The sequence below is a fragment of the Mesorhizobium loti R88b genome (genome assembly GCF_013170845.1).
Lineage (GTDB): Bacteria > Pseudomonadota > Alphaproteobacteria > Rhizobiales > Rhizobiaceae > Mesorhizobium > Mesorhizobium loti_B.
Map to the genome: position 1 here is coordinate 2,007,367 of NZ_CP033367.1, position 12,198 is coordinate 2,019,564.

Here is a 12,198-nt window from a genome sequence, read left to right on the forward strand (position 1 = left end):
TCCCGTGGAAACAACGATGTTCAGTTCTGCCCGCCTTGCCGGCAGGGAGATTTTTTGCGGCGGTGCCGCGCCATCCACCCTCGCGAACAGTGTCTCGCCGACCCTGCGGCCTGGAGCGGTTGCACGTTGCGAGTTGGCTGGATTTGCGCGATAACTCCCGTCGGCGTATGCGTGTGTAACACGTTGCTGAAAGGAATTGCAAGCTGTCTGTTCCCTCTATCCAGGATGCGACCGCATCGCGGACGATGCTGCACACGGTGGCCAAGCTGCACTATTTGGAGGAGATGTCGCAGGTCGACATAGCCCGGCAGCTCGGCGTCTCCACCGCGACGATTTCGCGCCTGCTGCAGCGGGCGCGGGCGGAAGGGATCGTGCGGATCGAGGTTCTCGACCTGGCGACGCCGGAGGACATCACCAGGCAGCTGGTCGATGGGTTGAAATTGCGGGATGCCGCGGTGGTCGAGACGCCGGCCGCAGGCACACTGGCGGCGCTCGCGGCACCGCTTGGCGGGCTTATCAAGCAGGCACAGTTGGTGGCGGGCTCCGTCGTCGCCATCGGCTGGGGACGCGCCGTGCGCGAAGTCATCCGCGCCGGCCTGCCGCGTATTCCCGGCGTGCTGACCGTGGCCGCCACCGGCGGCATGCAGCAGCATGCGGCGCATTTTCAGGTCAATGAATTCGTGCGGCTTGCCGCCGAGGAGTTCGGTGGCACGCCGCATTTCATCCATGCGCCCTATTTGCCCTCTACCGAATTGCGTGAGGTCTTCCTGCGCGACACCGTCATCCGCGACGCTGTTGCCTTGTGGGAGAGGACCGATGTCGCGATTGTCGGCATCGGCCTGCCGCATGCCATCAATGCGCCCGAGGCAAGTGCCGCCACGCCGAGCGAGCAGGCGCTGGTTCATGCTGCCGGCGATGTGCTGCGCCATTATTTCGACGCCGAAGGCACGCTGATCGCCTGGGAAGGGGAGAGCCGGATGATCGCCATGTCGCCGGCGCAGCTGCGCGCCGTGCCGCTGGTGATCGGCCTTGCCGCGTCGCCCGAGAAGGCGACCGCAATCATCGGCGCCGTTCGCGCCGGGCTGATCAACACGCTGGTGACGGATACGAAGACGGCGCAGGCCATCCTCGCGGCGCTCGCGTAGCGACAGCACAGTCGGACGCTGCCGCGATTGGTGCTCGGGTGAGCCCAAGGCGTAGCCACTAAACCAGTTGTGTCGCCGAAGGCCCCGGGCAATAGTTGACCGGGGCTCTGCGGAGCAGTCGCATGTTGTACGGTGTGAAAAACCCGGTGCTGTCAGCTCGGAAAAACCGAGTTGCAATTTATTTCTGCAAAGTGTTACAAGTTGGAGCGCCCGCCGATAGAGCGTGGCGTGGGCCTAGTTTGCCGGACCTCGCGGAGGCAGAGGAATGGGGCTGAGGCCTGGTGTGCCGGTCGACTGACCGGCTGACATATCGACTGGAGGGCGCTTGGGAGGAGCTGCCCGCGAAAGGCAAACAGGCGTTCCCGGCCGTCGGCATGTGAACCGATGACGGCCATTCCAATGTCACTTGCAACGGCAGATCTGCCAATAATGAGGAGATCTGCCAATAATGAGGAGGATGTCATGAAGAAGATTGTTGCCGCGCTCGCGGCGCTCGCCCTCAGCGCGACCGTGCTGATCGCACCCGCGCAGGCGCAGGACAAGAAATACACCATTGCGCTCATTCCGGGCCTCACCACCGACGGTTTCTACATCACCATGCGCAAGGGCGCCCAGGCAGCCGCCGACGCGCTTGGCGTGACCTTGGTTTTCCAGGGCGCGCCGGACTTCAACCCGGTCACCCAGGTGCCGGTGCTTGACGCGGTCATCGCCAAGAAGCCTGATGCGATCCTGATCGCGCCGACCGACAAGGTCCAGCTGGTCGAGCCGCTGCGCAAGGCCAATGATGCCGGCATCCCGGTCATCACCGTCGACACTTTCATCGGCAGCGGCGTCTACCAGACGGGCGCGGGCGATGCCGATTTCCCGCTGGCCTATATCGCCTCGGACAACGTTTTGGGCGGCGAGATCGCCGCACGCGCGCTTGCCACCGCCATTGGCGACAAGGGCAAGGTCTATGTGTCGAACGTCAAGCCCGGCATCTCGACCACCGACCAGCGCGAAGAGGGCTTCAAGAAGGAGATGGCCAAGCATACGGGCATCACCGTTCTGGAAACCCAGTTCAACGACGACGACGCCAACAAGGCGGCTTCGCAGCTGCAAGCGGTGTTCGCGCGCAATCCCGACCTGGTCGGCGTCTTCGGCGCCAATCTGTTCTCGGCGCTGGGCGCCGCCAACGGCGTCAAGCAGGCCGGACAGACCGGTACCGTCAAGGTTGTCGCCTTCGATGCTCCGACCAGCATCGTCGACAACATCAACACCGGCCTGGTCGACGTGGCGATCGCCCAGCATCCGGCCGAGATCGGCTATTACGGTGTCGTTTCGGCCTACGCCCACCTGACCGGGCATTCGATCCCGGTCACCATCGGCACCGGCTTCACGATCATGAACAAGTCCAACATCGCGGACCCGAACATCTCGAAGTATCTCTACTCCGAGTAAGTCCAGACCAGCTTGGCTTCTCCCGGCCCGCCGGGAGGAGCCTGTACTGGGTCCTCGCCTGAGGCGGGACCTTTTTGATGGCAGCCGCGCCGCGGAGTATCCATGACCTCGACATCACCAGCCCAGCCGGCCGAGAAGCATGTCGCCCCTCAGGCTGATCACGGCGATCCGGCCCGGAGCCTGGTCGCACGCATCGCCGAAGGGCGCGCCTGGCTGTTTCTCGCCGGCCTGATCATCTGTTTCGAGATCTGGTCGCGGCTCGCCTTCGGCGCCACCTTCGTGCTCAATCCGTTCAACCTTCAGTCCATCGCCATATTCGCCGTGGCGCCGCTGCTGCTGGCGACCGGCCAGACCTTCGTCATCATCTCCGGCGGCATCGATCTCTCGCTCGGCTTCATCATGGGCCTCGCCGCCGTCATCGCCGCGCACGCCACCAACATGGCGGGCGCTGCCATTCCCTTGCCGCTGGCGATGCTGGTTGGCATCCTCGCCTCGGTGATCGTTGCCGGCGTGCCCGGCGTCATCAACGGCCTGCTGATCTCGCGGCTCAAGGTGCCGCCCTTCATCGGCACGCTCGGCATGTTCGGCGTCGCGCGCGGTGCCGCCTTCCTGCTTGCCGGTGGCACGACCGTGCCGGTGCAGAATTCCTGGTTCGCGCTGCTCGGCAACGGCAAGGTCTATGGCGTGCCCTATCTGGTGATCATCACCGCGATCTTCGTCATCGTGATGCACTACCTGCTCAGCCAGACCCGGTTCGGCCAACATAATTACGCCATCGGCGCCAATGTGCAGGCGGCGCGGCGCGCCGGCATCGACATCAGGGGCCACATATTGCGGCTCTATGTGCTGTCGGCGATGTGCGCCGGGCTTGGCGGTGCGCTCTACGCCGCGCGCTTCACCGCGGGTGCGGCGCAAGCCGGCGAGCCCTTACTGCTCGACAGCGTTGCGGCGGTGGTCATCGGCGGCGCCAGCCTGTTCGGCGGCTCCGGCACCATCTTCGGCACGGTTGCCGGCGCGCTGGTGATCGCGGTCATCCAGTACGGGCTGGTCTTCGTCAATGTCGAGCCGTTCTGGCAGTTCATCGCCGTCGGCGTGGTCATCATCATATCCGTCCTTATCGACCAGGCGCAGCGCCGGTTCAGTGGAGCCCGTCAGGATGAATAGCAGCAATCAGACCACGCCCCTGCTGGAAGTCCGCAACCTCTCCAAGCATTTCGGCGCCGTGCGTGCGCTCAGCGATTTCTCCATGGCCGTGCGGCCAGGCGAAGTGGTGGCGCTGGCCGGCGACAATGGCGCCGGCAAGACGACGCTGATCAAGGCGATTTCGGGCGTGTTCCAGCCGACCGGCGGGGAAATCCTGCTTCGGGGTCAGCCCGTGACGTTCGCGACGCCGCAGGAAGCGCGCGAGAAGGGCATCGAGACGATCTACCAGGATCTCGCGCTCGCCGACAATCTGTCGATTGGCGCCAACATATTCCTTGGCCGCGAACCGATGCGCAAGGCGTTCGGCTTCCTGCCGGTGCTTGACCGCAAGGCGATGGCCGAGGCCGCCAAGGCGACGATGGGACGGCTGGACTTCCATGTCAGCCGGCTCGAGGCTCCGGTCAGCAATTTCTCCGGCGGCCAGCGCCAGGCCGTAGCCATCGGCCGCGCCGTCTATTGGGATGCGCAGATCCTGATCATGGACGAACCGACCGCCGCCCTTGGCGTGCCGGAGCAGCGCAAGGTGATCTCGCTGATCCATCAGCTCAAGGCGCAAGGGCGCGGCGTGATCTTCATCTCGCACAATCTGCAGGACATCTTTGCCGTCTCGGACCGCATCGTCGTGCTGCGGCGCGGCGTCCAGGCCGGCGAACGCAAGATATCCGAGACCAACCATGACGAGGTCGTCAAGCTGATGGTCGGCGGTTAATTTCTAACCGGCATCCCGTTTGGTGTTCAATCGTGGTGCTGCTGCCACCAGCGCCTTGCCGATGGCCGATTGTGGTGCGTCGATGATCGTGCGGGCATCGCCGCTCTCGGCAATACGCCCGGCGTCGAGAAGGATAACCCGGTGGGCGACGGCGCGGACGACGCCGAGATCATGTGAGATGAAGAGATAGGCGATCTGTTCCTGGCGTTGCAGATCGAGCAAAAGCTCTAGGATCTGTCCGCGCACCGAGACGTCGAGAGCCGACACCGCCTCGTCGAGCACGATCAGCGACGGCTTTGTCGCGATGGCGCGGGCGATGGCGACGCGCTGCCGCTGGCCGCCGGAAATCTCGTGGATGGCGCGCGGCGCGAGATCGGCCGACAGCCCGACGCGTTCCAGCAAGGCGGCGATGCGACGTGGGCGCTCGGAGCGGGAGGCGATACCATGGATGCGCAAGGGATCGTCAAGTACACGCGCCACCGTGGCGCGCGGGTTGAAGGCGGCCAGCGGATCCTGGAACACCATTTGCAGACGCGCGCGACGGGCGCGCAAGGCCGCGCCACCCAAGGCCAGGAAGTCATCGCCCTCGAATTCGATGCGACCGGCGTCCGGCTCAATCAGGCGCAGCACCAGCCGGGCGATCGTTGACTTGCCGCTGCCGGAGGGGCCGGCCAGTGCCAGCGTCTCACCGGGTCCGATGGTGAATGAGACGTCGTCGACAGCGTTGACGGTCTTGCCGCCGCGACGATAGCGCTTGGTCAGGTTGGACACGGTGAGCAAACTCATGCGTGCAGCCCGGCTCGGTTGAGCAGCGGTTCGGCGTCGAGTCCGATATGGGCGTCGAGCAGTGCGCGGGTGTAGACCTGGGTCGGAGCGCCGACAATCTGTGCCGTCGTGCCAAGCTCGACCAACTGGCCGTGGCGAAACACGGCAATGCGCTCGGCAAGCTCGGCTGCCAGCGCGATATCGTGGCTGATGAACAGCAGCGTCATGCTATCCTCGGCCACCAGCCGGCGGATCAATGCGACGATCTCTGCCTGCACGATGGTGTCGAGCGCGCTGGTCGCCTCGTCGGCGATCAGCAATTTCGGACCGGCGGCGATGGCGGCGGCGATTGCCACTCGTTGTTTCTGACCGCCGGAGAGCTGATGCGGGAAGGCATGCAGGGCCGAGTCCGGATCAGGGAGGCGGACGCGTTCGAGGAGGGTTTTGGCCTTGGCGTATGCCTGCGGCCATGAGAGGCTGAGATGCGTGCGCGCGACTTCGGCAATTTGTTTGCCGACGGTCATGACGGGATCGAGGCTGGCGGAGGGGTCCTGGAAAACGAAGCCGATGTCACGGCCGCCGAGGGGCACTCCACCGCGAAGATGACGAAGTTGGCGCTCTACGGCGCCCCCCTCTGTCCTGCCGGACATCTCCCCCACTTGGGGGGAGATTGCACTGTCGCCACCGCTTTCGCCGATCTCGAACGCTGCAGAGGAAGAGCCGGCGACGAAGCTGCCGATCTCCCTCCTTGCGGGGGAGATGTCCGGCAGGACAGAGGGGGGTGCCTTGGCGCCCGACGCTGACGATGGGTGTATGAACCAACCGATGCGCCCTTCGATCGTAGCGCTCGCCGGCAACAACCCGGCAATCGCCAAAGCCAACGTGCTCTTGCCCGACCCACTCTCACCAATGATAGCCAGGCGCTCGCCAGCAACAACATCGAGGCTGATCCCCTTCAACGCCGCCACCTCACTGCCGTCGCGGCGGTAGGTCACCGTCAGGTCGCGGATTGACGCCAGCGCGCTCACGACAGGCCCCTCCTGACCGCTGTCGTCTCGACAATGCCTTCGCCGGCCAGATAGACGCCGAGCACCGTCAGCACCAGCGCTATGCCCGGGACGATCGATAGGAAAGGCGCGGTGCGCAGCACCGCGCGACCCTCTGCAATCATCCCGCCCCAAGTGACCCGGTTAGGATCGCCGAGGCCGAGAAAGGACAGGGCGGCTTCGGTGAGGATGGCTGCGGCGACGATCACCGAGGACATCGCCAGCACCGGCGGCAAGGCGTTGGGCAGCACCTCGCGAAAGGCGATTTCGAGCGGATGCATGCCGATGGCTCGGGCGCTGGTGACATAGTCGCGTTCGCGAATGGAGAGGACTTCCGAGCGGGCGATACGCGCCGGGCCGGTCCAGGTGCCGAGCGCTATTGCCGCAACGACAACGCCAAGCGACGGCCCGACGACGCTTACGAAGGCCAGCGCCAGCAGAAAGCTCGGCACGGTCTGGAAGGCATCGGTGATGCGCATCAGCACCTCGTCGGCGAGGCCGCCGGCAAAGCCGGCCAGCGTGCCGATCACAGAACCGATGGCAAGCGCAGCTGCTGCCGCCGCGAGCCCGACAGCCAGCGAGGTGCGGGCGCCATGGAAAAGCTCCGCCAGCACGTCGCGGCCGAGCCGGTCGGTGCCGAGCGGCAGCGACCAGTCCTGGAAGGGCGGCAGCAGCGCCTGTCCGGCAATCGCTTGCGGGTCGCCGGGAAACAGCAGCGAGGCCGACAGCGCCATGGCGACCAACGCGGCCAGAAGGATGGTGCCGGCAATCGCATCGGGCGTGCGCAGGAAACGGCGAAGCAGGCTCATGCGCCCTCGCTGGCGCCGACGCGCGGGTCGAGGAAGGCATAGGCGATGTCGACGAGCAGGTTGATGACGATGACAAGGACTGCACTGACCAGGATGATGCCGAGCAGCAGCGGCGTGTCGCGCGAAGCCACGGCTTCCTGCGCCAGCCGGCCGAGGCCGGGCACGGAAAAGACGCTCTCGATGACGACACTGCCGCCGAGCATCTGCGCCGATTGCAGGCCGAGCATGGTGATCAGCGGCAGCAGCGCGTTACGGGCGACATGGGCAAGCACGATGCGGTGGCGCGACAATCCCCTGGCATGAGCGGCCAGCACAAAATCCTGGCGCCAGGCCTCGGCCATGCCGGCGCGCATCATGCGCAGGTATAGGGCCAGATAGATGAAGCCGAGCGCGGCCACCGGCAGGATGAGGTGGACGGCGATGTCGGTGGCACGTGCAAGGCCGGTCTTGTCCGAGGCCAGGCTCTCGATACCGCCGATCGGCAGCCAGCGCAGATCGACGGCAAAGACGACGATCAGCACCAGGCCGAGCCAGAAACCCGGCACCGCATAAAGCGCCAGCGAGCCGATCGACAGGAAGCGGTCGCGGAAGCTGCCCGGCCTGGCGCCGGCATAGATGCCGAGCGCCGAGCCCAGCCCGAAGGACAGCGCGGTGGCGCTGACCATCAGAAGCAGCGTGTTGGGGAGGCGTTCGAGGATCACGTCGCGGATCGGCCTGGAGAAGGTCACCGACTGGCCGAGATCGAGATGCAGCAGCGCCCAGAGATAGTTCGCGAGCCGCGTCAACTCGGACTGGTCGAGGCCCCAGCGATGGCGCAGCAATTCGATCATGCCGGCGTCGCCGCCGGTGGAGACAATGTAGGCGTCTACCGCGTCTCCGGGGGCCGCTTCGAGCAGCAGGAAGGTGCCGATGACAACGATCAGCAGCACGAAGACGCTGCCGACAAGGCGGCGGTGGATTAGGGTGAGGGCGCGGTTCATGGCGGTGACAGGACGCGGTGCCGATTGAGAGAAGTGCGGTGTCTAGGCACCCCCCTCTGTCCTGCCGGACATCTCCCCCGCAAGGGGGGAGATTGGATGTCATCTCTGCTTTCGCTAACCTTGGATGCCGAATTTGCGCGACGGCGAAACTGCCGATCTCCCCCCTTGTGGGGGAGATGTCCGGCAGGACAGAGGGGGGTGTGAAGGAACTCGGCCTTCGACCAAATTCCCATTTTCTCGCGAACTTTCATCCGCGCAAATGTGTCACGATTCCAGATACGTGTCCGCCCAGTTCGACACCGCCCAGCGCGGGTTGTTGGCGATGTTGCCCACCGTGTCGCGCGCGACGCTGATGAAGCTCCATTCGGCGACGTTGATCAGCGGCAGGTCGGCGGCCACCTCCTTCTGGAACTCCTTGTAGAGGTCGGTGCGTGCCGATGTATCGAGTGTCTCGGAGGCCTTGGCGATCAGCGCATCGATCGCGTCGTTCTTGTAGCCGCCCTGGTTGGAGAACGGCACGCCGTCGGGAATGCCGCTCTGCACCAGGATGGTGGTCGAGATCGCCGGGTCGCCGCGGAAAACCGGCGGGCCGACGGCGAGGTCGAAGGCGTGGTCGGTGTAGACCGCCTTGATGTGCGCAGCCGAGTCGTTGTTGACCAGCTCTGCGTCGATGCCTATTGCCGCGAGCGCCTGGCGCAGATAGTCGCCGAACTGCTTGGTCTCGTTGAAATAGGGTGCCGGCAAAAGTTTTAGCGTAAAGCGCTTGCCGTCCGCGCCTTTCTTGTAGCCGGCCTCGTCGAGCAAGGCGTTGGCCTTGGCGACGTCGAAGGCATAGGTCGGCACGTCGGCGGTGTAGAATTGCGGATCGTTCTTCGGCACCGGGCCGGTGGCGGTGGCGGCATAGCCGAGGAACACGGTCTTGACGACGAAATCCTTGTCGATGGCATGCGCGATCGCCTGGCGCACTTTCACATCGGCCAGTTCTTTGCGGCGATGGTTGATCTCGACGACGAGCTGATAGGTCAGCCCTTCATAGCCTTTGCTGATCACCTTCAGGCCCGGCACCTTTGAGATGCGGTCGAGGTCGGCCAGCGGTACGGCGGAGAAGGCGGCGAGCTGGATTTCCTCCGCTTCCAGTGCGCTCGCCGCTGATGTGCGGTCGGGCAGCACCTGGTAGATGATCTCGTCGAGGTACGGCTCGTCCTTGCCCCAGTAATCGGTATTTTTCGTCAGCTTGTAATACTGGCCGGCCTTGTACTCTCCGAACTTGAACGGGCCGGTGCCGATGGGGGCGTTGTTGGCCGGGTTGTCTTCGATCTTGCCGACCTCGTATATGTGCTTCGGCACGACGCTCGACAGCGCCGGCAGCGCGTTGCGGATCAGCTGGAACGGCGTTGGCTTGGCGAATTTGAAGATGGCGGTGAGATCGTCCGGGGTCTCGACGGCAGCCAGATCCTTGAACACGGTGCGGCCGAGGTTTTGCAGCGGCTTCCAGATCTGCAGCGCCGAGAAGGCGACGTCGGCCGAGGTGAACGGCTTGCCGTCATGCCATTTGACGCCATCGCGCAGTTTGAAGGTTACCGAGAGCCCATCGGCGGCACCTTCCCAGGAGAGCGCCAGGCGTGGCGCAAGCCCGTCCTTGCCGTCGAAGGAGGCTTCAGCCAGCGTTTCGACGATCTTGCTGGAAATGAAGAAGACGCCGTTGGAGGCGACGATCGCCGGGTTGAGGTTGCGCGGCTCGGAATCGGCGGCAAGCACCAACCGGCCGCCCTTCTTCGGCGTCTGCGTCCACCCCAATGTGGGCATGGCGGTGGAGGCCAGCAGCATCGCCGAACCGGCGAGCATCTTGCGTCTGGAAATCGTGAAACCTGACATGATCGAACTCCGTCCTCTCCGCGACCCGATCGGCGCGACAACACCCCTCGGATGCCGGCACCGGCATCCTTGCGGCGGCGATTATGAGCCTTGCCGAGGGTTTCGCCAGAGACGGAATTGGCGCATCCTCGCTTGGCTTTGAAATTTTCGTCCGCTGGACCAGTTAGGAGTAATCGACCCACTCAGTCTATCTGGTAGGACCAGATTTGGCGAACGGGTGACGAATGACGACTTGGTGACCGCTGGGCTGCGCTCATTGCGGGATTTCTGGCTAGACCAGAGTGCGCAAAATGGTGCAGATTTGATCGACAGCCAAGGGATCGTGGCGCAACAGTCGGCGATCCTCGGCAATTCAGGGAGAGAGAGATGAACATTGCACCGGGCAAGAGTGCCGTCAGCACTATTCCGTTCGACCAGGCGAGGGTCGACCGGTTGATGGAGGAGGCCGGCATCGATGTGCTGCTGGCGACGTCCAAGCACAACACGCAATACCTGCTGGGCGGCTACAAGTTCATCTTCTTCGCCGCGATGGATGCGATCGGCCACAGCCGCTATTTGCCGATCGTCGTCTACGAAAAGGGCGGGCCCGACCACGCCGCCTATATCGGCAACCGCATGGAGGGCGGCGAGCACCAGAACCATCCGTTCTGGACACCGACATTGCACGCCGCCTGCTGGGGCACGCTGGATGCAGCCAACCTTGCGGTCGAGCATTTGCAGAAGATCGGCAAGGCGGGTGCGCGCATCGGCATCGAGCCGGGCTTCCTGCCGTCGGATGCCTACACGCTTATCCGCAAGGCGCTGTCGGACGCCAAACTGATCGATGCGACAACGATGCTGGAGAGCATGCGGGCCATCAAGACCGACGCCGAACTGGAGAAGCTGCGCACCGCCTCCGAACTGATCACCGATTCCATGCTGGCCACCATCCAATGGGCGCGCGAAGGCACGACCAAGGCCGAGATGATCGAGCAGATCAGGCGCGAGGAGACCAATCGCGGCGCGCATTTCGAATATTGCCTGCTGACGCTGGGCTCCAGCCACAACCGCGCCGCCTCACCGCAAGCGTGGAAGAAGGGCGAGGTGATGTCGATCGATTCCGGCGGCAATTATCACGGTTATATCGGTGACCTCTGCCGCATGGGCATTCTGGGCGAGCCCGATGCCGAGCTCGAGGATTTGCTGGCCGAGGTCGAGACGGTGCAGCAGGCGGCGTTCTCGAAGGTGAAGGCCGGCATGCTGGGCGGTGATATGATTTCTTATGCGGAAGGCGTGCTGAAGAAATCAAAGGTGGCGCCCTATACGGATTTCTTCGCCCACGGCATGGGGCTGATCACGCATGAGGCGCCGTTCCTGATGACCAACCATCCGGTCACCTATGAAGGCACCTATGCGGCCAAGCCGCTGGAAAAGAACATGGTGCTTTCGGTCGAGACGACCATGCTCCACCCATCGCGCGGGTTCATCAAGCTGGAGGACACGCTGGCGGTCACCGAGGGCGGCTACGTGATGTTCGGTGACCGGGGCAGGGGGTGGAACAGGGGTGGTATCGCCTAGCTGGATGAAGGGCGCTGCCCCCTCACCCGGATTGCCATCCGAATTGCAAAGGGCAATTCGGGGCAATCCGACCTCTCCCCGAGGGGAGAGGAGGAGCCGGCGATGATGCTCGTCTCTTCTCCCCTCGGGGGTGAGGCGTGATCCGCGCAGCGGACGAAAAGCCAACTGCTTGGCTTTTCGAACAACGAACGCCTGGAGGGCGGTGGCCGCGAAGCGGCCGGATGAGGGGGCCTTTGCAACGCGGGAGGTTACTTCCCACCCGCCGGGATCAGCCTGAAATCCGGCAGCTCCCGCAGGCCCAGTTCCGGTCCGGCAGGCGAATAGACAACAAACAGCTGCATCGGCCCGTCGCCCGTATTCAGCGTCGAATGAAAGCGGCTTTCCGGCACGTAGATGGTGCAGCCGGGGCCGACCTTCGCCACCACCGGATTACCCTTCTCGTCCTCGACCATTTGCTCGCCATGGCCGGAGATGACGAAGATGATTTCCTCGGCGCCGGGATGGTTGTGGCGTGTGTGGCCCTTGCCTGAGGGCAGGTCGACGACGCCGCCGGAAAAGCGCTCAGCACCGTTCACTTCCGGGGCTACCGTCAGCGACAGTTTTCCCCAGTCGAAGCCGAAGGCGCTGACGTCCTTCGGATAGACAAACACCTTGCTCCTGTCGGTCATT

General features: G+C 64.3%; 11 protein-coding genes. 5 read left to right on the plus strand and 6 right to left on the minus strand.

Annotated elements, in window-relative coordinates; genetic code table 11:
• The first annotated feature begins 245 nt into the window (after nucleotides 1-245).
• The 4 genes from EB235_RS09795 (at nucleotide 246) to EB235_RS09810 (ending at nucleotide 4,497) form a co-directional block, all read left to right on the plus strand.
• Nucleotides 246-1,145, plus strand: a complete 900-nt coding sequence (locus EB235_RS09795) for a sugar-binding transcriptional regulator (protein ID WP_027031180.1) — start codon at nucleotides 246-248, stop codon at nucleotides 1,143-1,145.
• A 462-nt stretch (nucleotides 1,146-1,607) separates the two neighbouring features.
• On the plus strand, nucleotides 1,608-2,585 hold the full coding sequence (locus tag EB235_RS09800; protein WP_027031179.1) for an ABC transporter substrate-binding protein: 978 nt from the start codon (nucleotides 1,608-1,610) through the stop codon (nucleotides 2,583-2,585).
• A gap of 102 nt (nucleotides 2,586-2,687) precedes the next feature.
• Nucleotides 2,688-3,749, plus strand: a complete 1,062-nt coding sequence (locus EB235_RS09805; RefSeq protein WP_027031178.1) for an ABC transporter permease subunit — start codon at nucleotides 2,688-2,690, stop codon at nucleotides 3,747-3,749.
• Complete coding sequence (locus tag EB235_RS09810; protein ID WP_027031177.1) at nucleotides 3,742-4,497, plus strand: ATP-binding cassette domain-containing protein; 756 nt, start codon at nucleotides 3,742-3,744, stop codon at nucleotides 4,495-4,497. Before EB235_RS09805 ends, EB235_RS09810 begins: the two co-directional genes overlap by 8 nt.
• A 3-nt stretch (nucleotides 4,498-4,500) precedes the next feature.
• Here the strand turns inward: EB235_RS09810 and EB235_RS09815 are convergent, their stop codons facing one another.
• The 5 genes from EB235_RS09815 to EB235_RS09835 all read right to left on the minus strand — a co-directional run bounded on the left by EB235_RS09815 (nucleotide 4,501) and on the right by EB235_RS09835 (nucleotide 9,972).
• Entirely contained in the window at nucleotides 4,501-5,283 is a 783-nt protein-coding gene (locus EB235_RS09815) for an ATP-binding cassette domain-containing protein (RefSeq protein ID WP_027031176.1), read from the minus strand.
• The gene (locus EB235_RS09820) at nucleotides 5,280-6,290 is read right to left on the minus strand and encodes an ABC transporter ATP-binding protein (protein WP_032925569.1); all 1,011 of its coding nucleotides are present in this window, start codon (nucleotides 6,288-6,290) and stop codon (nucleotides 5,280-5,282) included. Before EB235_RS09820 ends, EB235_RS09815 begins: the two co-directional genes overlap by 4 nt.
• Nucleotides 6,287-7,117 carry an ABC transporter permease gene (locus EB235_RS09825; protein ID WP_027031174.1) on the minus strand — a complete coding sequence of 277 codons (831 nt, stop codon included), beginning with the start codon at nucleotides 7,115-7,117 and terminating at the stop codon, nucleotides 6,287-6,289. The genes EB235_RS09820 and EB235_RS09825 overlap by 4 nt, the downstream gene beginning before the upstream one ends.
• Nucleotides 7,114-8,097, minus strand: coding sequence for an ABC transporter permease (locus EB235_RS09830; RefSeq protein ID WP_027031173.1), 984 nt, complete (start codon nucleotides 8,095-8,097; stop codon nucleotides 7,114-7,116). The genes EB235_RS09825 and EB235_RS09830 overlap by 4 nt, the downstream gene beginning before the upstream one ends.
• A gap of 264 nt (nucleotides 8,098-8,361) precedes the next feature.
• A complete protein-coding gene (locus EB235_RS09835; RefSeq protein ID WP_027031172.1) occupies nucleotides 8,362-9,972 on the minus strand; it encodes an ABC transporter substrate-binding protein in 1,611 nt (536 codons plus the stop codon).
• A gap of 366 nt (nucleotides 9,973-10,338) precedes the next feature.
• Here EB235_RS09835 and EB235_RS09840 point away from each other — a divergent pair, with 366 nt between their 5' ends.
• Complete coding sequence (locus EB235_RS09840; RefSeq protein WP_027031171.1) at nucleotides 10,339-11,529, plus strand: M24 family metallopeptidase; 1,191 nt, start codon at nucleotides 10,339-10,341, stop codon at nucleotides 11,527-11,529.
• A 248-nt stretch (nucleotides 11,530-11,777) separates the two neighbouring features.
• Here EB235_RS09840 and EB235_RS09845 read toward each other — a convergent pair whose 3' ends face one another.
• Entirely contained in the window at nucleotides 11,778-12,197 is a 420-nt protein-coding gene (locus EB235_RS09845; RefSeq protein ID WP_027031170.1) for a cupin domain-containing protein, read from the minus strand.
• Nucleotide 12,198 lies beyond the last annotated feature (1 nt).